This is a genomic window from Halomonas shengliensis (genome assembly GCF_900104135.1).
Lineage (GTDB): Bacteria > Pseudomonadota > Gammaproteobacteria > Pseudomonadales > Halomonadaceae > Halomonas > Halomonas shengliensis.
Genome location: NZ_FNIV01000009.1, coordinates 44,760 through 70,177, shown reverse-complemented (window position 1 = coordinate 70,177; position 25,418 = coordinate 44,760). Strand labels below are relative to the sequence as shown.

The 25,418-nt window shown below is 66.7% G+C and carries 25 protein-coding genes; 6 read left to right on the top strand and 19 right to left on the bottom strand.

Annotated features, from left to right (window positions below; genetic code table 11):
* Nucleotides 1-24: 24 nt before the first annotated feature.
* On the bottom strand, nt 25-651 hold the full coding sequence (locus BLP95_RS12985) for a lytic transglycosylase domain-containing protein (RefSeq protein WP_089680047.1): 627 nt from the start codon (nt 649-651) through the stop codon (nt 25-27).
* A 37-nt stretch (nt 652-688) separates the two neighbouring features.
* Nucleotides 689-2,401 carry a proline--tRNA ligase gene (locus BLP95_RS12980; RefSeq protein WP_089680044.1) on the bottom strand — a complete coding sequence of 571 codons (1,713 nt, stop codon included), beginning with the start codon at nt 2,399-2,401 and terminating at the stop codon, nt 689-691.
* A gap of 239 nt (nt 2,402-2,640) precedes the next feature.
* Between BLP95_RS12980 and scpC the strand changes: the two genes are divergently transcribed.
* The gene (gene scpC / locus BLP95_RS12975; RefSeq protein WP_245678754.1) at nt 2,641-4,185 is read left to right on the top strand and encodes a succinyl-CoA:acetate CoA-transferase ScpC; all 1,545 of its coding nucleotides are present in this window, start codon (nt 2,641-2,643) and stop codon (nt 4,183-4,185) included.
* Between the two features lie 103 nt (nt 4,186-4,288).
* Here the strand turns inward: scpC and BLP95_RS12970 are convergent, their stop codons facing one another.
* The 4 genes from BLP95_RS12970 to abiEi all read right to left on the bottom strand — a co-directional run bounded on the left by BLP95_RS12970 (nt 4,289) and on the right by abiEi (nt 7,878).
* A complete protein-coding gene (locus BLP95_RS12970; protein WP_089680042.1) occupies nt 4,289-5,479 on the bottom strand; it encodes a vWA domain-containing protein in 1,191 nt (396 codons plus the stop codon).
* A gap of 2 nt (nt 5,480-5,481) precedes the next feature.
* Nucleotides 5,482-6,336, bottom strand: coding sequence for an AAA family ATPase (locus tag BLP95_RS12965; RefSeq protein WP_023004577.1), 855 nt, complete (start codon nt 6,334-6,336; stop codon nt 5,482-5,484).
* Nucleotides 6,337-6,419: 83 nt separating this feature from the next.
* On the bottom strand, nt 6,420-7,349 hold the full coding sequence (locus BLP95_RS12960) for a nucleotidyl transferase AbiEii/AbiGii toxin family protein (protein ID WP_023004576.1): 930 nt from the start codon (nt 7,347-7,349) through the stop codon (nt 6,420-6,422).
* The gene (gene abiEi / locus BLP95_RS12955) at nt 7,339-7,878 is read right to left on the bottom strand and encodes a type IV toxin-antitoxin system AbiEi family antitoxin (protein ID WP_023004575.1); all 540 of its coding nucleotides are present in this window, start codon (nt 7,876-7,878) and stop codon (nt 7,339-7,341) included. Before abiEi ends, BLP95_RS12960 begins: the two co-directional genes overlap by 11 nt.
* Nucleotides 7,879-7,958: 80 nt before the next feature.
* Between abiEi and BLP95_RS12950 the strand changes: the two genes are divergently transcribed.
* Complete coding sequence (locus BLP95_RS12950; protein WP_089680040.1) at nt 7,959-8,279, top strand: cupin domain-containing protein; 321 nt, start codon at nt 7,959-7,961, stop codon at nt 8,277-8,279.
* Here the strand turns inward: BLP95_RS12950 and BLP95_RS16735 are convergent.
* The 5 genes from BLP95_RS16735 to nhaD all read right to left on the bottom strand — a co-directional run bounded on the left by BLP95_RS16735 (nt 8,267) and on the right by nhaD (nt 11,384).
* On the bottom strand, nt 8,267-8,353 hold the full coding sequence (locus BLP95_RS16735) for a hypothetical protein (RefSeq protein ID WP_268744272.1): 87 nt from the start codon (nt 8,351-8,353) through the stop codon (nt 8,267-8,269). The two genes, BLP95_RS12950 and BLP95_RS16735, sit on opposite strands and share 13 nt — an antisense overlap.
* A 36-nt stretch (nt 8,354-8,389) precedes the next feature.
* Nucleotides 8,390-8,620 carry a type II toxin-antitoxin system BrnA family antitoxin gene (brnA, locus tag BLP95_RS12945; protein WP_023004573.1) on the bottom strand — a complete coding sequence of 77 codons (231 nt, stop codon included), beginning with the start codon at nt 8,618-8,620 and terminating at the stop codon, nt 8,390-8,392.
* Nucleotides 8,607-8,873 carry a BrnT family toxin gene (locus BLP95_RS12940; protein WP_023004572.1) on the bottom strand — a complete coding sequence of 89 codons (267 nt, stop codon included), beginning with the start codon at nt 8,871-8,873 and terminating at the stop codon, nt 8,607-8,609. The genes brnA and BLP95_RS12940 overlap by 14 nt, the downstream gene beginning before the upstream one ends.
* Nucleotides 8,874-8,937: 64 nt before the next feature.
* A complete protein-coding gene (locus BLP95_RS12935; protein ID WP_089680037.1) occupies nt 8,938-9,819 on the bottom strand; it encodes an NAD(P)-dependent oxidoreductase in 882 nt (293 codons plus the stop codon).
* An 80-nt stretch (nt 9,820-9,899) separates the two neighbouring features.
* A complete protein-coding gene (nhaD, locus tag BLP95_RS12930; protein ID WP_089680035.1) occupies nt 9,900-11,384 on the bottom strand; it encodes a sodium:proton antiporter NhaD in 1,485 nt (494 codons plus the stop codon).
* 199 nt (nt 11,385-11,583) lie between these two features.
* On the opposite strand from nhaD, the gene BLP95_RS12925 reads away from it, so the two are divergent.
* The 3 genes from BLP95_RS12925 (at nt 11,584) to trxC (ending at nt 15,375) form a co-directional block, all read left to right on the top strand.
* Complete coding sequence (locus tag BLP95_RS12925) at nt 11,584-12,354, top strand: metallophosphoesterase (RefSeq protein ID WP_089680033.1); 771 nt, start codon at nt 11,584-11,586, stop codon at nt 12,352-12,354.
* A gap of 54 nt (nt 12,355-12,408) precedes the next feature.
* The gene (locus tag BLP95_RS12920; protein ID WP_245678753.1) at nt 12,409-14,787 is read left to right on the top strand and encodes a DNA polymerase II; all 2,379 of its coding nucleotides are present in this window, start codon (nt 12,409-12,411) and stop codon (nt 14,785-14,787) included.
* 150 nt (nt 14,788-14,937) lie between these two features.
* Nucleotides 14,938-15,375, top strand: coding sequence for a thioredoxin TrxC (gene trxC / locus BLP95_RS12915; RefSeq protein ID WP_089680029.1), 438 nt, complete (start codon nt 14,938-14,940; stop codon nt 15,373-15,375).
* On the opposite strand, the gene BLP95_RS12910 is transcribed toward trxC, so the two are convergent.
* From BLP95_RS12910 to lexA, 8 genes are all read right to left on the bottom strand, one after another.
* Complete coding sequence (locus BLP95_RS12910; RefSeq protein ID WP_143004426.1) at nt 15,290-16,618, bottom strand: GGDEF domain-containing protein; 1,329 nt, start codon at nt 16,616-16,618, stop codon at nt 15,290-15,292. The genes trxC and BLP95_RS12910 overlap by 86 nt on opposite strands.
* Before the next feature lie 254 nt (nt 16,619-16,872).
* Nucleotides 16,873-17,901, bottom strand: coding sequence for a nucleoid-associated protein (locus BLP95_RS12905; RefSeq protein ID WP_089680025.1), 1,029 nt, complete (start codon nt 17,899-17,901; stop codon nt 16,873-16,875).
* A 41-nt stretch (nt 17,902-17,942) separates the two neighbouring features.
* Nucleotides 17,943-18,704: an ABC transporter permease gene (locus BLP95_RS12900; RefSeq protein WP_089680023.1), complete on the bottom strand. Its 762-nt coding sequence runs from the start codon at nt 18,702-18,704 to the stop codon at nt 17,943-17,945.
* Nucleotides 18,701-19,651, bottom strand: coding sequence for an ABC transporter ATP-binding protein (locus BLP95_RS12895; protein ID WP_176760292.1), 951 nt, complete (start codon nt 19,649-19,651; stop codon nt 18,701-18,703). The genes BLP95_RS12900 and BLP95_RS12895 overlap by 4 nt, the downstream gene beginning before the upstream one ends.
* Nucleotides 19,644-19,850, bottom strand: a complete 207-nt coding sequence (locus BLP95_RS12890; RefSeq protein ID WP_089680020.1) for a DUF6494 family protein — start codon at nt 19,848-19,850, stop codon at nt 19,644-19,646. Before BLP95_RS12890 ends, BLP95_RS12895 begins: the two co-directional genes overlap by 8 nt.
* A gap of 213 nt (nt 19,851-20,063) precedes the next feature.
* Nucleotides 20,064-22,667, bottom strand: a complete 2,604-nt coding sequence (gene acnB / locus BLP95_RS12885; RefSeq protein ID WP_089680019.1) for a bifunctional aconitate hydratase 2/2-methylisocitrate dehydratase — start codon at nt 22,665-22,667, stop codon at nt 20,064-20,066.
* A 208-nt stretch (nt 22,668-22,875) separates the two neighbouring features.
* A complete protein-coding gene (dinB, locus tag BLP95_RS12880) occupies nt 22,876-23,940 on the bottom strand; it encodes a DNA polymerase IV (protein WP_089680017.1) in 1,065 nt (354 codons plus the stop codon).
* On the bottom strand, nt 23,921-24,574 hold the full coding sequence (gene lexA / locus BLP95_RS12875; protein ID WP_089680015.1) for a transcriptional repressor LexA: 654 nt from the start codon (nt 24,572-24,574) through the stop codon (nt 23,921-23,923). The genes dinB and lexA overlap by 20 nt, the downstream gene beginning before the upstream one ends.
* Nucleotides 24,575-24,751: 177 nt before the next feature.
* Here lexA and BLP95_RS12870 point away from each other — a divergent pair, with 177 nt between their 5' ends.
* Nucleotides 24,752-25,417: a TetR/AcrR family transcriptional regulator gene (locus tag BLP95_RS12870; RefSeq protein WP_089680013.1), complete on the top strand. Its 666-nt coding sequence runs from the start codon at nt 24,752-24,754 to the stop codon at nt 25,415-25,417.
* The last annotated feature ends 1 nt before the right edge of the window (nt 25,418 follow it).

Below are 25,418 nucleotides of genomic sequence, written 5' to 3'. Positions count from 1 at the left end.
TAGGCGCGTTGGCGAGTGATCGGCTCACCGCTGCACCGTGGCTCGGGGCTCGGCGGGTCGCCAGTGGCGCTGCCAGGCGCGCATCACGCGCTCCGGGTACCAGGTCTTGCCCAGGCTGCCGTTGTAGCGGGCCAGGGCACGCGTGAAGTCGCCATCCTCCACCGCCAGGTAGTGGGCGAGGATGGTGCAGCCGTAGCGCAGGTTGCGCCACGGGTCCTTGAGGTCGTCGGCGGGCACGCCCAGTTCGCGGATCCAGAATGGCATGATCTGCATCAGCCCCACGGCCCCGGCCGAGGAGACGGCCTCGACCTGGAAGGCGCTCTCCACCTGGATCAGCGCCAGCACCAGCTCGGGGGGCAGGCCTGCCAGGGTGGCCTCGTGATAGACCCGGCGCAGCAGTGCCTGGCGCATCTCGGGGTCCTTCACGTGGCGCGCCAGTGTGGGTTCCATGGCGTTGAACCACTGGCGTGCCGCCCAGATGTCGGCAGGGTCCCGGGGCGAGGCGAGGGCCTCGTCCAGGGTGCTGCGCAGGGTCCGCGGGGTGGCTGGCAGCGGTTGCACCAGCAGCGGCAGGCGGTCCGCCTCCAGGGCGGCGACGAAGTCCTGGGCCGATGCCGTGAGGGGCGTCAGCAGCCAGGCGCCCGCCGCCATGAGGGCGGCGAGCTGGCGGCGAGCAGGGCGGAAGGGCTCAGCCCAGGCGGATCGTGCGGCGCAGGAAGTCGAGGATCTCGCCTGCCGGCACCATGGTGGCGTCTTTGTCACGGCGTCCCTTGTACTCCAGTTCCCCCTTGTCCAGCCCGCGGTCGCCGACCACCAGGCGGTGGGGAAGGCCCATCAGCTCGTGGTCGGCGAACTTGACGCCGGGGCGCAGGTCGCGGTCGTCGAGGAGCACCTCGAAGCCGGCCTCGGTGAGCGCGGCGTAGAGCTTCTCCGACTCCTCCCGCACGCGCTGCGACTTGTGGGCGTTCATCGGCACCAGCGCGACATGGAAGGGCGCGATGGGGTCGGGCCAGATGATGCCGGCGTCGTCGTGGTTCTGCTCGATGGCGGCGGCCACCACGCGGGTCACTCCGATACCATAGCAGCCCATCCAGGGGTGCAGGGCGCGACCTTCGTCGCCCAGCACGGTGGCGTTCATCGCCTCGCTGTACTTGGTGCCCAGCTGGAAGACGTGGCCCACCTCGATGCCGCGCTTGATGGAGAGGGTGCCGCGGCCGTCCGGCGAGGGGTCGCCCTCCACCACGTTGCGCAGGTCGGCCACCTTCGGCAGCGCCACGTCGCGCTCCCAGTTGATGCCGAAGTAGTGCTTGCCATCGATGTTGGCGCCGGCCCCGAAGTCGCTCATCAGCGCCACCGAACGGTCGATGATGACCGGCATGTCCAGGTTCACCGGGCCCAGGGAGCCGGGGCCGGCGCCCACCACGGCGCGGATCTCCTCTTCGCTGGCCATGGTCAGCGGGGCGGCCACCTCGGGCAGGTTCTCCGCCTTCACCTCGTTGAGCTCGTGGTCGCCACGCACCAGCAGGGCGATCAGGCCACCCTCGGCGGCATGCACCATCAGGGTCTTGATCGTCTTCTCGATGGGCAGGCCGTGCTGCTCCACCAGGGCGGCGATGGTGCGGGCATCGGGGGTGTCGACCAGGCGCAACTCCTCGGCGGGGGCGGCACGCTCGCCCTGGGGGGCCAGGGCCTCGGCCTTCTCCATGTTGGCGGCGTAGTCGGACTCGGTGGAGAAGACGATGTCGTCCTCGCCGGAGTCGGCCAGCACGTGGAACTCGTGGGAGCCGGTGCCGCCGATGGCGCCGTTGTCGGCGATCACCGGGCGGAAGTCCAGGCCCAGGCGAGTGAAGATGCGCACATAGGCGTCATACATCACCTGGTAGGTCTCCATCAGCGAGGCCTCGTCGACATGGAAGGAGTAGGCGTCCTTCATGATGAACTCGCGGGAACGCATCACCCCGAAGCGCGGGCGGATCTCGTCGCGAAACTTGGTCTGGATCTGGTAGAAGTTGGCCGGCAGCTGCTTGTAGCTGGCGATCTCCTTGCGCACCAGATCGGTGATCACCTCCTCGTGGGTGGGGCCGACGCAGTAGTCGCGATCATGGCGGTCCTTGAGGCGCAGCAGCTCGGGGCCATACTGCTCCCAGCGACCGGACTCCTGCCACAGTTCGGCGGGCTGCACCGCCGGCATCAGCACCTCCTGGGCGCCGGCGCGGTCCATCTCCTCGCGCACGATGCGCTCCACCTTGCGCAGGGTCTTGAGCCCCAGCGGCAGCCAGGTGTAGAGACCGGAGGTGAGGCGGCGGATCATCCCGGCACGCAGCATCAGCTGGTGGCTGATGACCTCGGCATCGGCGGGGGTTTCCTTGAGGGTGGCGATCAGCATCTGGGTGGCGCGCATGGGTCCGGGGTGTCCTCGGTCGTCAAACGGAGTGGCCGCAGGGGCGGCGATGATGAGCGCATTGTAAGGCCAAGCGGCAGGGGCGGCAAAAGGCAGGCGGCTCCGAGGAGGGCTCACGGCAGGTGCTTGATACCCATCAATATTAATTGGCTTAAAGATAGCGAGATAATAGATTTCATGGAATCATCATGGCGTGATCCATTTCTCGGCCTCGTCGCCGAGCCTGAAAGGAGATGACCGTGGACAAGCCGGACATGACCCGTATCGAGACACGTTGCCGCTGGCAGGGGTGGCGCGAGAAGTTGTGCAGTGCCGAGGAGGCCGCCGCTCTGATCGAGGACGGCATGACGGTGGGCATGAGCGGCTTCACCCGGGCCGGTGAGGCCAAGGAGGTGCCACGGGCCCTGGCCGAGCGTGCTGCCCTGGACCCGCTCTCGATCACCCTGATGACCGGTGCCTCGCTGGGCAACGATCTGGACAAGCTGCTCACCGAGGCCAACGTACTCTCGCGGCGCATGCCGTTCCAGGTCGACGCTACCCTGCGCCGCGCCATCAATGACGGGCGGGTGATGTTCATCGACCAGCACCTCTCCGAGACGGTGGAGCTGCTGCGCAACCGCCAGCTGGCGGAGCTCGACGTGGCCGTGGTGGAGGCCTGCGCGATCACCGAGGAGGGCGGCATCGTGCCCACCACCTCGGTGGGCAACTCGGCCAGCTATGCCATCCTCGCCGACAAGGTGATCATCGAGCTCAACCTCGATGCCCCCGCCGAGCTGGAGGGCCTGCACGACATCTATATTCCGCAGATGCGTCCCACGCGCCCGCCGATTCCCGTGGTGGCGCCGGACTCGCGCATCGGCACGCCCTACATACCGATCGACCCGGATAAGATCGCCGCCATCGTGGTGACCGAGGGTCGGGACAGCCCCTCCACGGTGCTGCCGCCGGACGCCGACACCCGGCGCATCGCCGACCACCTGATCCGCTTCTTCACCGAGGAGGTGAGTGCCGGGCGGCTGGCGCCCTCCCTGCTGCCGCTCCAGGCCGGCATCGGCAGCATGGCCAACGCAGTGATGAGCGGGTTGGCCGAGGGGCCCTTCGAGCACCTCACCATGTACTCCGAGGTGCTGCAGGATTCGACCTTCGACCTGCTGGATGCCGGCAAGCTGGACTTCGCCTCGGGCTGCTCCATCACCCTCTCCGAGGCGTGCGGCGAGCGGGTCTGGTCGAATCTCGACGCCTATCGCGAGCGCCTCATCCTGCGCCCTCAGGAGCTCTCCAACCACCCCGGTATCGCGCGTCGCCTGGGCATCATCGCCATCAACACGGCGCTGGAGGTGGATATCTACGGCAACGTCAACTCCACCCATGTAGGCGGCACGAAGATGATGAACGGCATCGGTGGCTCCGGCGATTTCGCGCGTAACGCCCAGCTCTCGGTATTCGTCACCAAGGCGGTGGCCAAGGGCGGCGATCTCTCCAGCGTGGTGCCCTTCGTCAGCCATGTGGACCACACCGAGCATGACGTGGATGTGCTGGTGACCGAGCATGGCCTTGCCGACCTGCGTGGCCTGGCGCCGCGGGAGCGCGCCGAGCGGGTGATCGAGCAGTGTGCCGACCCGCGTTATCGGCCGGCGCTGCGCCGCTACTTCGCGGAGGCCTGTGGGCGGGGTGGTCATACGCCGCACTGCCTGGAGCAGGCACTGGCGTGGCATATCGCCGTGGAGCGCGATGGCCATATGCGCAGCCTCCAGGCGGAGGGTGCCGAGGCCGTGGGCGCGTGAGCGCCCGGTAGAGGCCTGACACGGCAGCAGGCCCGGCCGGTACTGCCAGCCAATAGCCCTGAGGGGCTATTCGGCGCCCCGATAGCCCTCGAGGGCTATCAATCTACCGGGCCAGCTCCCGCATGGCGCTCTCCAGTCCCTCGAGGGTCATGGGGTACATGCGATCGTCGATCAGCTCGCGGATCAGCCGGGTGGAGTGGGTGTAGTCCCAGGCGCGCGGCGGCATTGGGTTGAGCCAGGCCAGGCGCGGGAACTTTGCCGTCAGGCGCTGGAGCCACACGGCCCCGGCCTCGTCGTTGAAGTGCTCCACGCTGCCGCCGGGATGGGTGATCTCGTAGGGTGACATGGCGGCGTCGCCGACGATCACCACCTGGTAGTCGTCGCCATAGGTATGCAGCACGTCCAGGGTCGGGATGCGCTCGTCGGCGCGACGCGTATGGCTCTGGGCATTGCTGCGCCACAGGCCCTCGTAGATGCAGTTGTGGAAGTAGTAGGCCTCCAGGTGCTTGAACTCCGCGCGTGCCGCCGAGAAGAGCTCCTCGCAGGTGCGGATGTGGTCATCCATGGAACCGCCCACGTCGAGGAGCAGCAGCACCTTCACTGCGTTGTGGCGCTCCGGGCGCATCTGCACGTTGAGCAGGCCGGCGTCCCGCGCCGTCTCGCGGATGGTGGCGTCGACGTCGAACTCCTCCGCGGCCCCCTGGCGGGCGAACTTGCGCAGCCGGCGTAACGCCATCTTGATGTTGCGGGTGCCAAGCTCCAGGGAGTCGTCGTAGTCGCGGAAGCGGCGCTCGTCCCACACCTTCACCGCCCGACGGTGGCGTGAGCCGTCCTGTCCGATACGTATCCCCTCGGGGTTGTAGCCGTAGGCGCCGAAAGGGCTGGTGCCGCCGGTGCCGATCCACTTGTTGCCGCCGGAGTGGCGCTCCTGCTGTTCCTCCAGGCGCTGCTTGAAGGTCTCGATCAGTTTCTCGAGGCCGCCCAGGGACTCGATCTGCGCCTTCTCCTCCGCGGAGAGCTGCTTCTCGAACTCCCGGCGCAGCCAGTCGTCGGGGATCAGCGCCTCGATGGCGGCATCCAGGTTCTCGAGCCCCTCGAACCAGGCGGCGAAGGCGCGATCGAAGCGGTCGAAGTGGCGCTCGTCCTTGACCATCACGGTGCGGGCAATACGGTAGAAGGCCTCCATGTCGGCGAACACCACGCCACGGGCCACCACCGCATGGAGGTCGAGCAGCTCGCGCAGCGACACCGGCACCCCGGCGCGCTTGAGGGTCTCGAACAGGCCGATGAACATGCTCAGCGCCTCGCGTTGCCCTGGCGGCGCATCATGAAGGCCAGCCGTTCCAGCAGCTGCGTATCCTGCTCGTTCTTGACGAGGGCTCCGGCCAGCGGCGGGATCGCCTTGACGGGGTCGCGCTGGTAGAGCGCCTCCCGGGCGAGCTCGTCACTCATCAACAGCTTCAGCCAGTCCACCAGCTCCGAGGTGGAGGGCTTCTTCTTGAGCCCCGGGGCCTGGCGCAGGTCGAAGAACACCTCCAGCGCCTCGCCGACCAGCTTCGGCGCGATCTCGGGGAAGTGCACGTCGACGATCGCCTGCATGGTCTCGCGGTCGGGGAACTCGATGTAGTGGAAGAAGCAGCGACGCAGGAAGGCGTCGGGCAGCTCCTTCTCGTTGTTGGAGGTGATGACGATGATCGGGCGGTGCTTCGCGCGGATGGTCTCGCCGGTCTCATAGACATGGAACTCCATTCGATCCAGCTCCTGGAGCAGGTCGTTGGGGAATTCGATGTCGGCCTTGTCGATCTCGTCGATCAGCAGCACCACCCGCTGCTCCGCGGTGAAGGCGTCCCACAGCTTGCCGGGCTTGATGTAGTTGGCGACGTTCTCCACGCCTTCGACCCCCAGCTGGGAGTCGCGCAGGCGGCTGACCGCGTCATACTCGTAGAGCCCCTGGGCGGCCTTGGTAGAGGACTTGATATGCCAGGTGTGCAGCTCGGTGCCCAATGATGCCGCCAGCTCCTCGGCCAGCAGGGTCTTGCCGGTGCCCGGCTCGCCCTTGATCAGCAGCGGGCGCTCCAGGGTCACGGCGGCATTGACCGCCTGCTTGAGGGCCTCGGTGGCCACATAGGTGGAAGTGGAATCAAACGCCATGGGGCATGCCTCGGCTTGTCGTCAGCGGGTCGAAGGAATTCGAACGAGTGTACGGAAGGGTCGGGGCGGGGACAAATATCGGCCTACATGGGGAACGGCGAGTCAGGCTCCGTGATCCTACCACTATCTAGTTGCTGGACTACCCGGTCGATGAGCTCTGCGACAGTATTGGCGAGGTAGGTTGAAAACTTGGCCTTGTATAGCGTGCGTTCCAGAACCGCCTGAGGTAGGAAGCGCAGCATTTCATCAAGAAACGGACGGCTCTGCACGATGTCAGCAAGCTGAGCCTGTCGCTTCCGGGCCTTCTCGAGGTAATGTTCCACTCCGTAATCCTCGAGCTTTCTACGGACAAGATCGACCTCGACCTTGGCATCCTGTTGGGCTAGCCAGGCGAGATCCCAGATGTCTCGATGGCGGATATAACGCTGGTTGTTGACCAGCGATACCAGCTTGTCGGCCATGACCTCGTCGAGGGTTTCCATCATTACCAGTGTGTCGCGGTAACCGTCCGGAAGGAAGTCGTAATTTAGATGAAGGGCACGAGGCTCGCGTGTATAGGCTGGCACATTGGCAATTTCCAGCTTGATGCGCTGTCGGGGGATGTCGCGGCGTGCCGGAGCCGTCACCACGGATAACTGCCATTTATCGACTCGCACATCCGCATACTGCGGCTCCTGCCGTAGTTCGGCAGGTTGCTTGACGTTAACCGTCAACTGGTACCGTTTCCCGACGTAATGCTCGAGACATCGCTTGATATCAGTCATCTGCGCGGAGGCGAACTGGCGGCCACCAACGAAGTCCAGATCCTCGCTGAATCGTGAGGCGCCGTGACAGAGTCGCAGCGAGGTGCCTCCCTGAAACGTGAGGTTCTCGAGCAGGCCCTCCTGGTCGAGTGCGAAGAGCATGTCGTAATGCAGAAGCTCCTTCTCGATCACCGGGCGCATGGCCTTTAGCCCGCTGGCTCGCATGGCTCTCTCCACCAGTGTTTCGAAATCTTCGGGTTCAATCCGCATGCAGGGCCTCCATATCGACCAGGTGGCAGTTGCGCCCTACACGCTTGAGGTCGGACCAGGCCGCCTCGCGAGTGGCAACACGCAGGGGTCGCCCAGCATCCACCATGCGCAACAGGAGCTCACGCACGGGGCGCTTGGTATGTGTAAACTCGATAGTGCCGAAGGGGGTTCGATAGGTCCCGCTGCGTCCGGTCGTCATGATAGTCAATCGATCAAGCGGAATCTGGGAGATGGCACCGTACTCCGATAGGGCAGACTCCAGGCTGACGTAGTTGTACTCGCCTCGGCGCAAGGCGGTGGCGATGCGTTCGAGGATATGGATATCGCCTCCATCGCCATGTGGGTAGACGTATACTCCGCGGCAGGCACGCACCAGCAAGCCCTGTTTGACCAGCCGGTTGAGGCCCTCCTTGCGTGTTTTGGGGCTATCTTCAGGGAATAGCTTGGCCAGGTCTCGAACTAGGAAGATGTATTTCCCTAGCTGACGCCAGTGCTCAAATCGTACCTGTGCCGTCTTGTAGTCCATCATCAAGTCTACAGTTAGACTATTTGTATGTAGTCTAGTTGTAGACTAGTTGGCTGGCAACCTCACACCCCAGAGCAGACATCATGGGCCACAATATCTTTGCATTGCCTCCAGGCATCATGGAAGCCGAGCAGTTCGATGAGCTAGCCGCCGGCAAGGACGTGCGTATCGAGCGCATCGTTTCGCAGGGCCACACTTCGCCGGAGGAGGACTGGTACGACCAGCCACAGCATGAGTGGGTGACGGTGCTGCAGGGACGCGCGGTGCTGGCCTTCGCCTCGGGGGAGGAGGTCACGCTGGGCCCGGGCGACCATCTGACGATCCCGGCGCACTGCCGACATCGCGTCAAGTGGACGGATCCCCAGCAGGCTACCGTCTGGCTGGCGGTGCACTATTCGGCATAGATCATCTTGCGCGTCATGCCACCGTCCACCACCAGGTTCTGGCCGTTGATGAAGCCCGCCTGGTCGGAGAGCAGAAAGGCTGCGCCGATGGTGGATCCGGGCTTCAGGGATCAATGCGGGTGATGCTGCTCGAGCCTCTCGGCCAGCCAGATCTTGATGATCGACTGCCGTGTCACCCCCAGGCGAGCTGCCTCGCGATCCAGGGAGTCGATCATCCAGGTAGGGAAGTCGACATTGACGCGCTTCTGTTTCCTGAGGGGGCGCCTGGCGTTGTCCAGATCCAGTTCGTCGGTGATGTCGTCACCGTCATCGAAGCGCCTGTCAAGCTCAGTCGCCTTCATAGAGTTCAACCTCTCTGCTGCGGGCCCGCCTGACAGAGATCAGGCGTATTCGTGTCCCGCGGTAGGTGATGATGCCGGACCAGTGTTTCTGACCAATCCTGCCGATTACCACGTAGCGAGGCTCATCCGTCGACCTTGCCGGAATCTCGAGCAGGTCTGGGTCCTGCCAAAGCCGCTGCGCCTCGACAAAGTCGATGCCGTGTTTGTCTCGATTCGCCTCGCTTTTTCGAGGGTCATACTCGAAGTTGGCCATGAGTAGAAATTATACCTTTCTGGCCCCTCCGAAAAGTCCTCATTCGAGCAGGTGAGGGAATATTTCAGTGTCGAGGGCGGTAGGCCTCCACCAGGGTCGCCGGGTCATGCTCGGCGTGGCCGCGGGCGGCATGGGTGCGCAGCAGCTGAGCGGCCAGGCCGCTCATGGGGGTGGCGCTGGCGCTGCGGCGGCTCTGGGCCACCGCCATGTCCAGGTCCTTGAGCAGGGTGCGCAGGTGCCAGGGCGGGTTAGCGTAGTCGCTCGCCGCCATGCGTGGGGTAAGGATCCGGAAGGGTGTGGAGTCCGCGAAGCCGCCGGCCAGCGCTTCGGTCAACCGGCCGGCCTCCACGCCGCTGGCCTCGGCCAGGGCCACCATCTCGGCGAGCACCGCGGCCTGGCAGCCCACCACCATCTGGTTGCACACCTTGGTGACCTGGCCAGCGCCCACCGGGCCCATATGGGTCACCCGCGAGGCCAGCGGGGCGAGCAGCGGGCGCAGGGCGTCGATCCGCGCCGCCTCGCCACCGGCCATCATCACCAGGCTCCCCGCCTCGGCGCCGGCCACGCCCCCGGAGACCGGGCAGTCGACCCAGGCCATGCCGCACCGTGTCTCGAGCCTCGCGGCGAAGTCGCGGGTCGCCTCGGAGTCGCTGCTCGAGAAATCGATCAGGGTCTGGCCGTGGCGGCCATGCTCCGCCACGCCGCTCTCGCCGAGCACCACGGCTTCCACCGCCTCGGTGTTGGCCAGGCACAGCATCACCACATCCACTCTCTGCACCAGCTCAGCGATGGAGCCGGCCACCCTGGCACCGGCCTCGCCGAGCGCCTCCGCCTTGGCGGGGGTGCGGTTCCAGACGGTCACCTCGAAGCCGGCGTCGAGCAGGCGGCGGGTCATGGGGTCGCCCATCAGGCCGAGGCCGATGAAGCCGAGTGTGGGGTGGGGCATATCACTCTCCTTGGCAAACGGAAGGCCGCCCTGAGGCGGCCTTCATCATGCGGTCACAGGAAAACCCCGGCAAGCCGTTGCTAGCCATAGACCTGGAAGCTGCCGGCGTTGAGCCACAGGTGCACCAGGATGCTGGCCACATAGCCCAGGGCGATCACCGGGGCCCAGCGCAGGTGGCCGGCGAAGGTGTAGTAACCGCGGGCCTGGCCCATCAGTGCCACCCCGGCGGCGGAGCCGATGGAGAGCAGGCTGCCGCCGACGCCGGCGGTGAGGGTGATCAAGAGCCAGTGGCCGTGGGACATCTCCGGCTGCATGGTGAGCACCGCGAACATCACCGGGATGTTGTCGACCACCGCCGAGATCAGACCCAGGGCGATGTTGGCCCAGGTGGCATCCCAGCCGGTGTAGAGTGCCTCGGAGAGCAGGCCGAGATAGCCCATGAAGCCCAGGCCGCCCACGCACATCACCACCCCGTAGAAGAACAGCAGGGTGTCCCACTCGGCGCGGGCGACACGGTTGAAGACATCGAAGGGCACCACGCTGCCCAGCTGGGCCAGGCGCCGCTCGTCGCCCAGGCGCGTGTAGCGGGCGCGCTTGCGCTCCAGCGAGCGGGGCAGGGTGCGGCGCAGGAAGAAGCCGAAGAACTGCAGGTAGCCCAGGCCCGTCATCATGCCCAGCACCGGGGGCAGGTGCAGCAGGCTGTGGCAGGCCACGGCGGTGGCCACGGTCAGCAGGAAGAGCAGCACGATCCGGCGTGCACCGCGCTTGAGCTCCACCTCCTCCTCGACACCCTCCGGCGTGCGCTTGCCGATGAACAGGCTCATGGCGACGGCGGGCACCAGGAAGTTGACCAGCGAGGGGCCCAGCAGGGCGAAGAACTCGTAGAACTTGACCATGCCGGCCTGCCACACCATCAGGGTGGTGATGTCGCCGAAGGGGCTGAAGGCGCCTCCGGCGTTGGCCGCCACCACGATATTGATGCAGGCCAGGTTGATGAAGCGCTTGTCGCCTTCGGCCACCTTGATCACCACCGCGCACATCAGCATGGCGGTGGTCAGGTTATCGGCAACGGGGGAGATCACGAAGGCCAAGCCGCCGGTGATCCAGAACAGCTGGCGATAGCTGAAGCCCTTGCGCACCATCCAGGCGCGCAGGGCGTCGAACACCCGGCGCTCCTCCATGGCGTTGATATAGGTCATCGCCACCAGCAGGAACAGCATCAGCTCGGTGAACTCGAGCAGGGTCTCGCGGAAGGCATGTTCGGCATCGGTGGGCATGCCGGCCTGCACATAGACCCAGCCGATCAGGCCCCAGATCAGGCCGGCGGCGATCAGTACCGGCTTGGACTTGCGCATGTGCAGCTTCTCCTCGCCCATGACGAGTGCATAGGCGAGGATGAACAGCGCCACCGCCACGAACCCGGAAAGCGACCCGGTCAGGTCCAGGGGACCGGTGGCGGCATGGGCGGGGGCGCCGGCAAGCAGAGGTACGCAAACGACGGACAGCAGAAGACCCGGCCGGCGGAGGTTCCGCGGCCAGGCTGAAGGGTGACAGCCGGTAGGCATGGCAGTGTGTCCTGGGAAGGAAGGGAAGGGTGGGAAAGCCCTCTCGTTATAGCACGCCATGCTGCATTGCGGTGTCGGCGCGTCACCCCCAGGCCATGCCAATTCGGCATGGCGCCGCCGGCATGCGGCCGCCTGCCATGGCCTTCGCGTATCGCCTGAAGCACACTGGCATCCATGGCCAGTGAAAAGGACATGGAAGATGCGCCTGAGAGTGCTGTCTGACCTGCATCTGGAACATTTCGCCGAACCGATCGTCCTGCCCGAGGCCGAAGCCGATGTGGTGATCCTCGCCGGCGATATTCACTCGGGTGTTCAGGGCCTTCGTTGGGCGGCGGAACACTTTTTCGGCACCCCGATCCTCTATGTGCCCGGCAACCATGAGTTCTACGGCACCGCCATGCCGGCGCTGCGCAGGGAGCTTCAGGCCGAGGCGACGCGTCTTGGCATCCACCTGCTGGACAACCGCACCCTGACCCTGGATGGCGTGCGCTTTCATGGCTCCACGCTGTGGACCGATTTCGCCCTCTACGCCGAGCAGCCGGATCAGAATCCGGCGTTCACCGAGGAGAGGGTGCTGGCCTTCATGCCGGACTTTCGCATCATCGAGCAGCCGGACGGGGCGGTGTTCACCCCGGCGGAAAGCCGACGCCTGCATGCCGAGGCGTTGGCCTGGCTGGAGGGCGAGCTGGCACGGCCCTTCGATGGGCCGCGGGTGGTGATCAGCCACCATGCGCCCCTGGCCGAGTGCATTCCGCCTCGCTTCCGCGGTGATGCGGCCTCACCCGCCTTCGCCTCCCACCTGCCGCAGCTGATGGGCCGCATGGATCTGTGGATCCATGGCCATGTGCATGAACCCGTGGACCTGGAGGCAGGCGGTACACGGGTCATCGCCAACCCGGGGGGGTATCCCGGCGAGTTCGATCCGCCGCTGTTCACGCCCGACCTGATAGTGGAGATAGGCCTCCCATGATGTTGCTGAATGGTGTCTACCTGCTGGCGAGCCTGGCGGCCCTGGGATAGCCCCTTGTCGAGTCGACGAGGGTTCATCCTGACCCGCCACTGGCAGGATAGCGCCGAGGGCATCCGGGTATGGCTGTGGCTGGCCACCGATGAGGGGCCGCTGCGCGTCACCCTGCCGCCGCAGCGGGCAGTGGCCTTCCTGCCTGCCGAGCAGCGGGCCCGTGCCGAGGCGGTGATCGGTGACGAGCCGGGCCTCGAGCTGCGTGGCCTCGAGCTCGAGGACTTCCGGCAACGGCCGGTACTCGGGCTCTATGCCCGCCAGTATCGACAGCTTCAGGCGGCGGGGCGTCGGCTGGAGGAGGCCGGCGTCACGCTGTACGAGTCGGACATCCGTCCCCCGGAGCGCTATCTGATGGAGCGCTTTATCACCGCGCCCGTTGAGGTTCAGGGGTCGCCGGACGGGCAGGGCGGCCTGGTGGGGGTGCGCCTGCGACCGGGCCCGGACTACCGCCCGCGCCTGCGCACGGTCTCGCTGGATATCGAGACCAGCGCCCGGGGCGAGCTCTACTCCATCGCGCTGGAAGGCTGCGGGCAGCGCCAGGTCTACATGCTGGGGCCGGCCAACGGCGAGGCGGGAACGCGGGATTTCTCTCTCGATTACTGCGCCACCCGAGGCGAGCTTCTTGAACGGCTTAACGCCTGGTTTGCCGAGCATGATCCCGATGCCATCATCGGCTGGAACCTGGTGCAGTTCGACCTGCGCCTGCTCCAGGAGCATGCCCGGCAGCTGGGCGTGCCGCTGCGGCTCGGGCGCGGCGGGGCGGCACTCGAGCTGCGTGCCCATGGCCATCCGCCCAACCATCTGTTTGCCGCCGCCGAGGGGCGGCTGATCATCGATGGCATCGAGGCGCTGCGTTCGGCCACCTGGAGCTTCCCCTCCTTCAGCCTGGAGAGCGTGGCCCAGACGCTGCTCGGCGAGGGCAAGGCGATAGAGGATCCCTACCGGCGCCTCGACGATATCCTGCGCATGTTCGCCGAGGACAAGCCGGCGCTTGCCCGCTACAACCTCAAGGACTGTGAGCTGGTCACGCGCATCTTCGCCAGGACCCAACTGCTGACCTTCCTGCTGGAGCGCGCCACGGTGACCGGCCTGCCCGCCGACCGCAGCGGCGGCTCGGTGGCCGCCTTCACCCACCTCTACCTGCCGCGGCTGCATCGGCTGGGATGGGTGGCACCCAACCTCGGCGAGGGAGAGGCGGCCGAGAGCCCCGGTGGCTTCGTGATGGATTCCCGGCCGGGGCTCTACGCTTCGGTGCTGGTGCTCGACTTCAAGAGCCTCTACCCCTCGATCATCCGCAGCTTCCTGATCGACCCGGCGGGGCTGGTGGCGGGGCTGGCCGAGCCTTCGGAGGCCGCCTCGGTGCCGGGTTTTCGCGGCGCGCGCTTCTCGCGTACCCGGCATGCGCTTCTGGCCATCGTCGAGCGAGTCGGGGCCGGGCGCGAGGCGGCCAAGGCGGAGGGCAACGCGCCATTGTCCCAGGCGTTGAAGATCATCATGAACAGCTTCTACGGCGTGCTGGGCTCCAGGGGCTGTCGCTTCTTCGATGCGCGGCTCGCCTCGTCCATCACTCAGCGCGGGCATGAGATCATGCGGCTAACGCGGGGGCTGATCGAGGACAAGGGGTATACCGTTATCTACGGCGACACCGACTCCACCTTCGTCTGGCTCGGTCAAGCCTGCGAGGAGGATGACGCTGCAGCGATCGGCAAGGCGCTCGTGGATCATGTCAATGCCTGGTGGCGTGACCACCTGCAGGCAGAGTATGGCCTGGCCAGTGCCCTGGAGCTGCAGCTCGAGACCCACTATCGACGCTTCCTGATGCCCACCATCCGCGGGACCGAGGCGGGCAGCAAGAAGCGCTATGCCGGACTGGTACGTGACCTCGAGGGGAATGAGCGGGTGGTCTTCAAGGGCATGGAGACGGTGCGCAGCGACTGGACGCCGCTGGCCCAGCAGTTCCAGCGCGAGCTCTATCGACGCATCTTCCGGGATGAGCCCTACCGGGACTATGTGCGGGATTACGTCAACGCCTTCATCGAGGGTGCCAGGGGCGAGGGGCTGGATGAGCGGCTGGTCTATCGCAAGCGCCTGCGCCGCCGCCTGGAGGAGTACCGGCGCAACGTGCCGCCCCATGTCCGGGCGGCCCGCCTGGCCGATGCCGAGAACGATCGCCTGGGCCGGCCGCGCCGCTATCAGCGCGGTGGCTGGATTCGCTACGTGATCACCGTGGCCGGTCCTGAGCCCCTGGAGGCATGGCGCTCGTCCATCGACATCGACCATTACCTGAGTCGTCAGCTGCAACCGGTCGCGGATGCCATCCTGCCCTTCGTGGGCGACGACTTCGCCGCCCTGGTCGATCGCCAGCTGGGGTTGTTCGGCTAGGCCGCTCAGTGGCTCTCCCGTGACCCAGATCAACGCCATCGACGGCCGAGGCGGACGGAATGTCGCACCCGGGTGGTGGCAAGCCACCACTTGAGACCGGCACGTGGCGGGCCCATAGTCTCAACAGGCCCTTTCTTCGAGGAGCGTAAGATGTCCGAAGCCCTGACCCTGGGATGCCCCCACTGCCACGCCGTCAACCGTATCAGCCGGGCGCGCCTCAACGACGGCCCCACCTGCGGGAAGTGCAAGCGGCCGCTCTTTACCGGCGAACCGGTGACGCTGACCGCGGCCAACTTCCGGGCCCTGGTGGAGCGCAGCGAGCTGCCGGTGGTGGTGGACTTCTGGGCCGGCTGGTGCGGCCCCTGCAAGATGATGGCGCCGGTCTTCGCCGAGGCGGCCCGCGAACTGGAGCCGCGCATCCGCTTCGCCAAGCTCGATACCGAGGCGGAGCAGGCCCTGGCCGGACGCTTCGGCATCCGCAGCATTCCCACCCTGATTGTCTTCAAAGGCGGCCGGGAGGTGGCCCGCCAGGCCGGAGCCATGCAGGGGACGCAGTTGCGTCAATGGCTGCGTCCGCACCTGGCATAGCCAATCCGTCGGTGCGCCAGGCAGAGGGTTCCAGCGGATCGCCACACTCGGGGACCGGTCGGGGCGCCACCACCACTCGGTTGCGCCCCTGTGCCTTGCCGGCATAGAGCGCCTGATCGGCTCGCAGCAGGGCGGGGTCGATGCGTGACTCCCCCTCCTCCACCCGGCTGATGCCCACGGTGACGGTAAGGGGTGTCTCGTCGCCGAGCATCGGCAGCTTGAGGGAACTGACCTTCTCACGCAGTCGCTCGGCGATGGTGGTGGCCATGTCCAGGTCGGCAAGGGGGAGGGCGATCACGAACTCCTCGCCACCATAGCGGCCCAGTACGTCGGAGTCCCGGAGCACCGACTGGCAGCAGCCGGCCACGATCGCCAGCACCCGGTCGCCCAGCGCATGGCCATGGTGGTCGTTGAGACGCTTGAAGAGGTCGATGTCGACCATGCAGACCGCCAGGGGTGTCCCGTCGCGTCGAGCGCGGCGCAGCTCCTGTTCGGCCAGTTCGAAGAAGTGGCGGCGATTGGCGATGCCGGTCAGGTCGTCGGTGCAGGCCATATGACGCAGCTGCGCCTCGAGTGTCTCGCGCTCGAGGATCTCGTCCTTGAGGCGGCGGTTCGCCGAGCGCTCTTCCAGCAGCATGGCAAACTGCTCACGCTTTAGGCGTTTGATCCGTGAGATGGTCGCCCAGCCGAGCAGGTTCACGAAGGCCAGAAGCAGCAGGCTGGTCAACACGAGGCCCGGCGGCAGGGGGGCCCAGAGGGTGATGGCCACCAGGAAGCCGAGCAGCAGGTAGGTGTTGGTGGCCAGCATCCAGCGGATACGGTTGGGGATGAACAGGTAGAGCGCCATGCTGGCGGTCACCACCGAGGCGACGTGGATGCCTTCGCCGGGACGCAGGGGGATGGTCAGCAGTAGTACCGATAGGCCGAGCAGGCAAGCCAGGTTGACGGGGAGTGGTGCCTGGGCCACCACCGGTCGGCGCCAGGCGGCCAGGGCAAGCAGCAGGCTGACCAGAATGACCAGCAGCCGCATGACCAGCAGTGCCTGGAAGGTCTGGCCGGGGCCGAGCACGCTGTAGTCTGCCAGGGCGAAGGCCAGGAAGAGGCCTGAGATTACGGCCAGCGCCAACCGCAGCTGACAGGCGTGATAGGCCACCAGGGTGCGCCGGAACAGGGCCTCCATCGCGGGGTCGTGAAACTCGGCCTGCCAGTTCAGCCCCTCCAGACGCCGGGAGTCGGCTTTCACCCCGGCCACCCCGGCGGCAGTGGTCCCACCGCCGCGCCTTGCCTGCGATCCATGTCATGCCCCCAGGCCTGGAACGTTCGCCCAGGCGGTAGCGAATTATCGCTTCAGCTTGGCCCCCGATGGCCACTTGCGCCAGTCGCAGGCCGATGCTGTCCCATCGGGCGTACAGACGGCGTAGGAGATGGCTTACCTGATCCGTTTTTTCTTTATAAACATGTTTTTATTGAGGGTGTGCTCTTCGCTGCGCTGGCGGTTCAGCTCCCGGACTTCAGCTGCTCCTTGAGCTGCTTGGGCACCTGCTTGATGATCAGCCGGTCGCCGGCCTCGTCGTATTCCACGCTGGAGCCCAGCAGGTGTGAGTCGAAGCTGATGGAGACGCCACCGGCGCGACCGGTGAAGCGCTTGAAGCGGTTGAGGGTCTTCCTGTCCGGCGGGATCTCCGGGGAGAGGCCGTAGTCGGCGTTGCGGATATGCTCATAGAAGGCCCTCGGCTGCTGCTCATCCAGCAGTTCCGAGAGTTCCTCCAGGGTGATCGGCTCGCCGCGGCTGGCCTGGTCGCTGGCATAGTCGACCAGCGTCTCGGTCTTCTCACGGCTGGCGTCCTCCGCCAGGTCCTCCTTCTCCACGTAGTCGCTGAAGGCCTTGAGCAGGGTGCGGGTCTCGCCTGGCGCATCGACGCCCTCCACCGCCCCCAGCAGCGCCGCGAAGCCTTCGGCCAGCGCCTTGCCGCCACGTTCGCGGGTCCAGGAGAGGTACTGCCTGGAATCGCCGGCCTGCCACTGGCTGACATCGAGCCGGGCGGCCAGGCTCATCTGGGTCAGGTTGAGCTGGCGCGTCGGCACCGGCTGCAGGGCATCGTCGATGGCGAATCCCTCGCGATGGTGCAGCAGGGCCAGGGTCAGGAAGCGCGCACCGCCGAAGCGGGTGTCCAGCACCAGCAGATCACCGGAGGCCGACAGGTGGTCGTCCAGCAGCCTGGCTAGCCGTTCGGCGAGGGGGCGAGTCAGGGCCACGAAGTCGCGCTGCTCCGCGAGGTAGTCGCCGATCTCCGCGGCCAGCGGCGATCGGCCCGTGTCGTCTTCCCCTTGCGCGGCGTCTGCCTCCATGGCCGTATCGGCGAAGTGGCCCCAGGCCTTGCTCTTGGCATGGTAGGCGCGGGTCAGCGCCTCCAGCATCGCCTCCAGGGCATCGGAGGCAGGCAATGGGGCGCTGGCCGGCAGCAGGCGTGCCGGGGCCTCGCCGGCCTTCTCGATGCGATGGACGATGGCGTTGAGGATCGGCATGGCGGCTCCGTGGTCGGACGCGGGGCCGGCATGATACTCGCTCAGGGCTTCAGCCGGTAGCCGGTGCGGAAGATCCAGGCCACCACGGCCAGCGCCGCGGCCAGGAACAGCAGGATCATGGCGAGGCTCACCAGCGGGCTGACGTCGCTGATGCCGTAGAAGCTCCAGCGGAAGCCGCTCACCAGGTAGACCACCGGGTTGGCCAGGGTTACCGCCTGCCAGAACGGCGGCAGCATGTCGATGGAGTAGAAGGTGCCGCCGAGGAAGGTGAGCGGGGTGATCACCAAGAGCGGCACCAGCTGCAGCTTCTCGAAGCCGTCGGCCCAGATGCCGATGATGAAGCCCAGCAGGCTGAAGGTCACCGCGGTGAGCACCAGGAAGAGCGCCATCATCAGCGGATGCTCGATGGAGTAGGGCACGAACAGCCGCGCGGTGACCAGCACGATGATCCCCAGGATCAGCGACTTGCTGGCCGCCGCCCCCACGTAGCCAACCACCACCTCCCAGTAGGACATCGGCGCCGAGAGCACCTCGTAGATGGTGCCCGAGAAGCGTGGGAAGAAGATGCCGAAGGAGGCGTTGGAGACGCTCTGGGTGAGCAGCATCAGCATGATCAGCCCTGGCACGATGAAGGCGCCGTAGCTGACCCCGTCCACCTCGCTGATCCGCGTGCCGATGGCGGCGCCGAACACCACGAAGTAGAGCGAGGTGGAGAGCACCGGCGAGACGATGCTCTGCAGCACGGTGCGCAGGCTGCGCGCCATCTCGGCGCGGTAGAGCGTCTTCACGGACTCGAGGTTCACGCCTCCTCCTTGACCAGGTTGACGAAGATCTCCTCCAGGGAGCTCTGCCGGGTGTGCAGGTCCTTGACCGCGATGCCCGCGGCCTCGAGGTCGGCCAGTAGCTCGGCGATACCGGTGCCGTCCTCCTCGCCCGATTCGGCGTCATAGGTATACACCAGGGCGTGGCCCTCCTCGGCCAGCGACAGGGCATGGCGCGCCAGGCGCTCCGGTACCGTCGCCAGGGGCTCACGCAGGTGCAGGGTGAGCTCCTTGCGTCCCAGCTGCTGCATCAGGGCATGCTTGCCCTCCACCAGCAGCAGCTCGCCCGAGCGGATCACCCCGATGCGGTCGGCCATCTCCTCGGCCTCCTCGATGTAGTGTGTGGTGAGGATGATGGTCACCCCAGCATCGCGCAGCTGGCGCACCACCTCCCACATGTCCCGGCGCAGGGCCACGTCGACCCCGGCGGTGGGCTCGTCGAGGAACAGGATCTCCGGCTCGTGGGCCAGCGCCTTGGCGATCAGCACCCGGCGCTTCATGCCCCCGGAGAGGGTGATCATGCGGTTGTGGCGCTTCTCCCACAGCGACAGCGAGCGCAGCACCCGCTCGATGTGCGCCGGATCGGGAGGCTTGCCGAAGAGCCCGCGGCTGAAGCTCACGGTGTCCCACACCTTGATGAAGGCGTCGTTGGTCAGCTCCTGGGGCACCAGGCCGATGCGCGCCCGCGCCTCGCGGAACTCCTGCACGCTGTCATGGCCGTCCACCAGCACCCGACCTTGGCTGGGGTTGACCAGGCCGCAGATGACGCTGATCAGGGTGGTCTTGCCGGCGCCGTTGGGGCCGAGCAGGGCGAAGATCTCGCCGCGCCGGATCTCCAGGTCGACCGCCCTGAGCGCTTCGAAGCCGCCGGCGAAGGTCTTGGAGAGCCCCTCGACGCGGATGACGGTGGCATCCCGTGCCTCACTCAAGGGTGATGTCCCCGTCGAAGGTCAGCGCCAGGCTGAGGCCATCCACCTCGACGGTGACCCGTGCCGGGAGGCGCTCGTCGCCGGTGAGGTGACCCGCCTCGAGGCCCTCGGCGACGGCCTTCTCGATCTCCTGCTGGGTGGTCACACCGACATTCTTGAGCAGCTTGCGGATGCTGTGCTGGAAGGTCTCCTGGTCCATGGGGGGCTCCTGATAGCGGTCGATGATGATAGGTCTATCCTACTCGCTCGAATCGATTCGTACAGGGCCTGTATAAAAAAAGCGCCCCTGGCGGGGCGCTTCGTTTATCGACGTCGGCGTGAAGCAGTGGCTTCAGGCCGGGCCGCCCCGAAGGGCGGCCTTCGATGTTGCGAGCATCGGCGTCGAGGTTGAGTCTATCAGACCCTGGGGGTATCAGGCTTCCTGGGCGACGGGAATCACGTTGGAAGCGGCGTTCTGATACTCCTCGATCTCGTGGAAGTTCATGTAACGGTAGATCTCGCCGGCCATGGCGTCGAACTCGCCCATGTAGCGGCGGTACTCGTCGACGCTGGGCAGGCGGCCTTCCACTGCGGCCACGGCGGCCAGTTCCGCTGACGCGAGGTAGACGTTGGCACCGTCGCCCAGGCGGTTGGGGAAGTTACGCGTGGAGGTGGAGACCACGGTGGACTTGGCGGCGACGCGGGCCTGGTTACCCATGCACAGCGAGCAGCCCGGCATCTCCATGCGCGCGCCGGCGCGGCCGTAGATACCGTAGTAGCCCTCCTCGGTCAGCTGGTGCTGGTCCATCTTGGTGGGCGGTGCCAGCCACAGGCGGGTCTTCAGGCTGCCGGCCGGCTGCTTCTCGAGCAGCTTGCCGGCGGCGCGGAAGTGGCCGATGTTGGTCATGCACGAACCGATGAAGACCTCGTCGATCTTCTCGCCGGCCACCTCGGAGAGCAGGCGGGCGTCGTCGGGGTCGTTCGGGGCGCAGAGCACCGGCTGGTCGAGGGCGTCGAGGTCGATCTCGATCACCTCGGCGTACTCGGCGTCCTTGTCGGCGCGCATCAGGCTCGGGTTGGCCAGCCACTCCTCCATGCCCTGGATGCGGCGCTCGATGGTACGGCGGTCGCCGTAGCCATTGGCGATCATCCACTTGAGCAGGGTGATGTTGGACTTCAGGTACTCGGTCACGCTCTCCTCGGAGAGGGTGATGGTGCAGCCCGCGGCGGAGCGCTCGGCGGAAGCGTCGGAGAGCTCGAAGGCCTGCTCGACGGTGAGGTCCTCGAGGCCCTCGATCTCCAGCACGCGACCGGAGAAGGCGTTCTTCTTGCCGGACTTCTCGACGGTCAGCAGGCCCTGCTGGATGGCGTAGTAGGGGATGGCGTGGACCAGGTCACGCAGGGTGACACCGGGCTGACGCTTGCCCTTGAAACGCACCAGCACGGACTCCGGCATGTCCAGCGGCATCACGCCGGTGGCGGCGGCGAAGGCCACCAGGCCGGAGCCTGCCGGGAAGGAGATGCCCAGCGGGAAGCGGGTGTGGGAGTCGCCACCGGTGCCCACGGTGTCGGGCAGCAGCATGCGGTTCAGCCAGCTGTGGATGATGCCGTCGCCCGGACGCAGCGAGACGCCGCCACGGTTCATGATGAAGTCGGGCAGGGTGTGGTGGGTGTTGACGTCCACCGGCTTCGGGTAGGCGGCGGTGTGGCAGAAGGACTGCATCACCAGGTCGGCCTGGAAGCCGAGGCAGGCGAGGTCCTTGAGCTCGTCACGGGTCATCGGGCCGGTGGTGTCCTGGGAGCCCACGGTGGTCATCTTCGGCTCGCAGTACATGCCCGGGCGCACGCCCTCCATGCCGCAGGCCTTGCCGACCATCTTCTGGGCCAGGGTGTAGCCCTTGCCGCTGTCCTTGGGCTGCTCGGGCAGGCGGAAGACGTCGGAGGCGGGCAGACCGAGGGACTCACGGGCCTTGGTGGTCAGGCCGCGGCCGATGATCAGCGGGATGCGGCCACCGGCGCGCACCTCGTCGAGGATCACCTGGGTCTTGAGTTCGAAGGTGGTCAGCACCTCGTCGGTGCCGTGCTTGCACACCTTGCCCTCATAGGGATAGACGTCGATGACGTCGCCCATCTCCATCTTGGAGACGTCCATCTCCACCGGTAGGGCACCGGAGTCTTCCATGGTGTTGAAGAAGATCGGCGCGATCTTGCCGCCGAAGCAGAAGCCGCCGGCGCGCTTGTTGGGCACGTTGGGGATGTCGTCGCCGAAGAACCACAGCACGGAGTTGGTGGCGGACTTGCGCGAGGAGCCGGTACCCACCACGTCGCCCACGTAGGCGACCGGGTAGCCCTTGGCCTTCACTTCCTCGATCTGCTTGAGCGGGCCCTTGACGCCTGGCTCCTCCGGCTCGATGCCGTCACGCTCGTTCTTGAGCATGGCGTTGGCGTGCACCGGGATGTCGGGGCGCGACCAGGCATCGGGGGCGGGGGAGAGGTCATCGGTGTTGGTCTCGCCCGGCACCTTGAAGACGGTGAGGGTGATCTTCTCTTCCAGCGCCGGCTTGGAGAGGAACCACTCGGCGTCGGCCCAGGACTGGATGACCTCCTTGGCCACGGCGTTGCCCGCCTTGGCGCGCTCTTCCACGTCGTGGAAGGCGTCGAACATCAGCAGGGTGTGCTTGAGCTGCTCGCCCACTTCCTTGGCCAGGTCGGCATCGTCCAGCAGCTCGACCATGGAGACGATGTTGTAGCCGCCCTGCATGGTGCCCAGCAGCTTGACCGCGTGGATCCTGTCGATCAGCGGCGACTCGGCCTCGCCCTTGGCGATGGCGGTCAGGAAGCCGGCCTTGACGTAGGCGGCCTCGTCGACGCCCGGGGGCACGCGGTTGGTCAGCAGGTCGAGGATGAACTCCTCCTCGCTGGCCGGCGGATTCTTCAGCAGCTCGACCAGCTCGGCGACCTGCTCGGCGTTCAGCGGCTTCGGCGGCACGCCTTCCGCGGCGCGCTCCTCGACATGTTGGCGATAGGCTTCAAGCACGTTAGGGCCCTCATTGCGTGTGGGGCCAGAGTGTCGCGACCCGGCAGAAACGTCGCCGGAACAAGCCTCTGGCGCGTGGAACAGGGGGTGTGAACTCCCGTCTCAGGTGGCCGCGATTCTACGCGAGACTGTCGACAATGTTAAGCGAGGCCCATGGTGGCGGGCCTTGCACTTTGGTCGGCGGCGTGTGGGTTCGGCTACAGGGGAGTTAAAGAGGCAGGCTAAGCTGGCGCCTGGCATCCGCCGCCACCAGCCGGGTGCCCACACCCAGCAGGCGCACCGGGCGTCGGCCGCGCTCCCAGGCCTGCTCCAGCAGCCGGGCGTAGTGCTCGGGCGTCGGCGCCAGGCCCCGGCTCTCCAGGGTGGTGAGGCTGAAGTCGTCGAAGCGCACCTTGACCACGATGCCGGCGAGCGGCGGGTGGCCGTGGCGGGCCAGGCGCTCCTCCAGCTTCTCGCACAGCGGCACCAGCGCCTCACGGCAGTGGGCGAGGTCGGGCAGGTCGCGGGCGAAGGTGGTCTCCACGCTCACCGACTTGCGCTCGCGCTCGACCCTCACCGGCCGGTCGTCGATGCCCCGGGCGAGCTCGAAGAGGCGCCGGCCGAACTTGCCGAACTCCTCGACCAGCCGCTCCAGGGGCAGCTCGCGCAGCTCGGCGCAGGTGGTGATGCCTAGGGCATCGAGCCTTGCTCCGGTGGCGGGGCCCACGCCGTGGAGCTTCTTGACCGGCAGGGCGCTGACGAAGGCGTCCACCTTCGACGGCGGGATCACCGTCAGGCCATCGGGCTTCTCCCAGTCGCTGGCGATCTTGGCCAGGAACTTCGCGGGGGCGGCCCCCACCGAGACGGTGATGCCGGTGCGCCGGAGGCTCTCCTCCTTGATCCAGCGTGCCATCCAGGTGGCGCTGCCCGAGAAGCGCTCGACCCCGGTGACGTCGAGGAAGGCCTCGTCCAGGGAGAGCGGTTCCACCAGGGGGGTGAGCTCATGGAAGATCGCCTGGATCTGGCGGGAGACCTCGCGGTACTTGTCGAAGTCGCCCCGCAGCAGGGTGAGGTGCGGACAGAGGCGCAGGGCGCGGGCGGTGGGCATCGCCGAATGGATGCCATAGGCCCGCGCCGGGTAGTTGCAGGTGGCGATAACCCCGCGGCGATCGACGCTGCCGCCGATCGCCAGGGGGATGTCGCGCAGCGCGGGGTTGTCGCGCATCTCCACCGCCGCGTAGAAGCAGTCGCAGTCGGCGTGGAGGATCTTGCGCTCAGGAGAGGGCCTGGCCATTGCCTCCACGGATCACCCCGACGCCCACGCCCTCGATCTCCAGCGGGTCGTGGCGCAGGTCCACCTCGATGGGCGCGAAATCGGGGTTCTCGGCGCGCAGGGTGACGCGGTGGCCGTGGCGCTCGAAGCGCTTCACCGTCACCTCCTCCTCCAGGCGCGCCACCACGATCTGGCCATTGCGCACCCGGTCGGTGCGGTGCACGGCGAGCAGGTCGCCCTCGAGGATGCCGATGTCCTTCATGGAGAGGCCACGCACCCGCAGCAGGTAGTCCGCCCGGGGGGTGAAGTACTCCGGGGGAAGGGGGCAGTAGCGGTCGATATGCTCGGCGGCCAGTATCGGGCTGCCCGCCGCCACCTCGCCGATGATCGGCAGGCCCTGGGAGGGGGCCTCGTCGCCGCTCTCCTCGGCCTCCGCCTCCTGGGCGGGCAGGCGGATGCCCCGTGAGGTGCCCGAGATCATGCGGATGGCCCCCTTGCGCTCCAGGGCACGCAGGTGCTCCTCGGCGGCGTTGGGGGAGCGGAAGCCCAGGGCGCGCGCGATCTCCGCGCGGGTGGGAGGATAGCCGAGCTCCTGCATGGTCTTGACGATGAAGTCGTAGACGTTCTGCTGGCGCTGGGTAAGGGGGCGTGCCATGGGACCTCCTGTGCGGATGGCAGTACCGTAGTGATCAAGTATACAGCATGTTGTTCCGTACAGTAATGTTGCGTGCCGTTTCAAACGATGCGTGGGACCAGCGTTGAGCCGCAACGTGCGTCTGGCGTAGAATTGCGCCACGTTTGAAACAAATGTTTATTACCGGACGCTCCGCCCATGGCCCAGAACGATACCGTCACCCGGATTCTCGACACCGCCGAGGTACTGTTCGCCGAGCGCGGCTTCGCCGAGACATCGCTGCGCACCATCACCAGCAAGGCCAAGGTCAACCTGGCGGCGGTGAACTACCACTTCGGTTCCAAGAAGTCGTTGATCCAGGCGGTCTTCGCGCGCTACCTCGACCCCTTCACCGAGCGCTTCCATGGCGCCCTGGATGAGCTCGAGCGCCGTTATCGGGGCGAGGCCATTCCCCTCGAGGAACTACTCGAGACCATGGCGCGCAGCGTGCTGGAGGTGCCGGCGGAGCGCAACAGCCTCAAGGTCTTCATGCGCCTGCTGGGGCTCGCCTACAGCCAGGCCCAAGGCCACCTGCGCCGCTACATCCAGGAGGAGTACGGCAGCGTCTTCACCCGCTTCACCGATCTGATCCGCCAGGCCACGCCGGAACTGCCCGACGCCGAGCGCTTCTGGCGCTTGCACTTCGTGCTGGGCACGGTGATCTTCACCCTCTCCGGGCTGGATGCTCTGCGTGACATCGCCGAGAAGGACTACAACGAGCACGTCACCGTGCGCGACCTGGTGCGCCGGCTGCGGCCGGTGGTGGTGGCCGCCATGCAGGCGCCGCTGCCCGCGCCGGCGCCCGCCGGCGTACGGGAGGCGTGAC

Excerpts from the sequence above, each read along its gene's own strand:
- BLP95_RS12985 (WP_089680047.1), bottom strand. The coding sequence starts at position 651 with ATGGCGGCGGGCGCCTGGCTGCTGACGCCCCTCACGGCATCGGCCCAG.
- BLP95_RS12980 (WP_089680044.1), bottom strand. The coding sequence starts at position 2,401 with ATGCGCGCCACCCAGATGCTGATCGCCACCCTCAAGGAAACCCCCGCC.
- BLP95_RS12970 (WP_089680042.1), bottom strand. The coding sequence starts at position 5,479 with ATGTTCATCGGCCTGTTCGAGACCCTCAAGCGCGCCGGGGTGCCGGTG.
- BLP95_RS12965 (WP_023004577.1), bottom strand. The coding sequence starts at position 6,336 with ATGGCGTTTGATTCCACTTCCACCTATGTGGCCACCGAGGCCCTCAAG.
- BLP95_RS12960 (WP_023004576.1), bottom strand. The coding sequence starts at position 7,349 with ATGCGGATTGAACCCGAAGATTTCGAAACACTGGTGGAGAGAGCCATG.
- abiEi (WP_023004575.1), bottom strand. The coding sequence starts at position 7,878 with ATGATGGACTACAAGACGGCACAGGTACGATTTGAGCACTGGCGTCAG.
- BLP95_RS12950 (WP_089680040.1), top strand. The coding sequence starts at position 7,959 with ATGGGCCACAATATCTTTGCATTGCCTCCAGGCATCATGGAAGCCGAG.
- brnA (WP_023004573.1), bottom strand. The coding sequence starts at position 8,620 with ATGAAGGCGACTGAGCTTGACAGGCGCTTCGATGACGGTGACGACATC.
- BLP95_RS12940 (WP_023004572.1), bottom strand. The coding sequence starts at position 8,873 with ATGGCCAACTTCGAGTATGACCCTCGAAAAAGCGAGGCGAATCGAGAC.
- BLP95_RS12935 (WP_089680037.1), bottom strand. The coding sequence starts at position 9,819 with ATGCCCCACCCCACACTCGGCTTCATCGGCCTCGGCCTGATGGGCGAC.
- nhaD (WP_089680035.1), bottom strand. The coding sequence starts at position 11,384 with ATGCCTACCGGCTGTCACCCTTCAGCCTGGCCGCGGAACCTCCGCCGG.
- BLP95_RS12925 (WP_089680033.1), top strand. The coding sequence starts at position 11,584 with ATGCGCCTGAGAGTGCTGTCTGACCTGCATCTGGAACATTTCGCCGAA.
- trxC (WP_089680029.1), top strand. The coding sequence starts at position 14,938 with ATGTCCGAAGCCCTGACCCTGGGATGCCCCCACTGCCACGCCGTCAAC.
- BLP95_RS12905 (WP_089680025.1), bottom strand. The coding sequence starts at position 17,901 with ATGCCGATCCTCAACGCCATCGTCCATCGCATCGAGAAGGCCGGCGAG.
- BLP95_RS12890 (WP_089680020.1), bottom strand. The coding sequence starts at position 19,850 with ATGGACCAGGAGACCTTCCAGCACAGCATCCGCAAGCTGCTCAAGAAT.
- dinB (WP_089680017.1), bottom strand. The coding sequence starts at position 23,940 with ATGGCCAGGCCCTCTCCTGAGCGCAAGATCCTCCACGCCGACTGCGAC.
- lexA (WP_089680015.1), bottom strand. The coding sequence starts at position 24,574 with ATGGCACGCCCCCTTACCCAGCGCCAGCAGAACGTCTACGACTTCATC.
- BLP95_RS12870 (WP_089680013.1), top strand. The coding sequence starts at position 24,752 with ATGGCCCAGAACGATACCGTCACCCGGATTCTCGACACCGCCGAGGTA.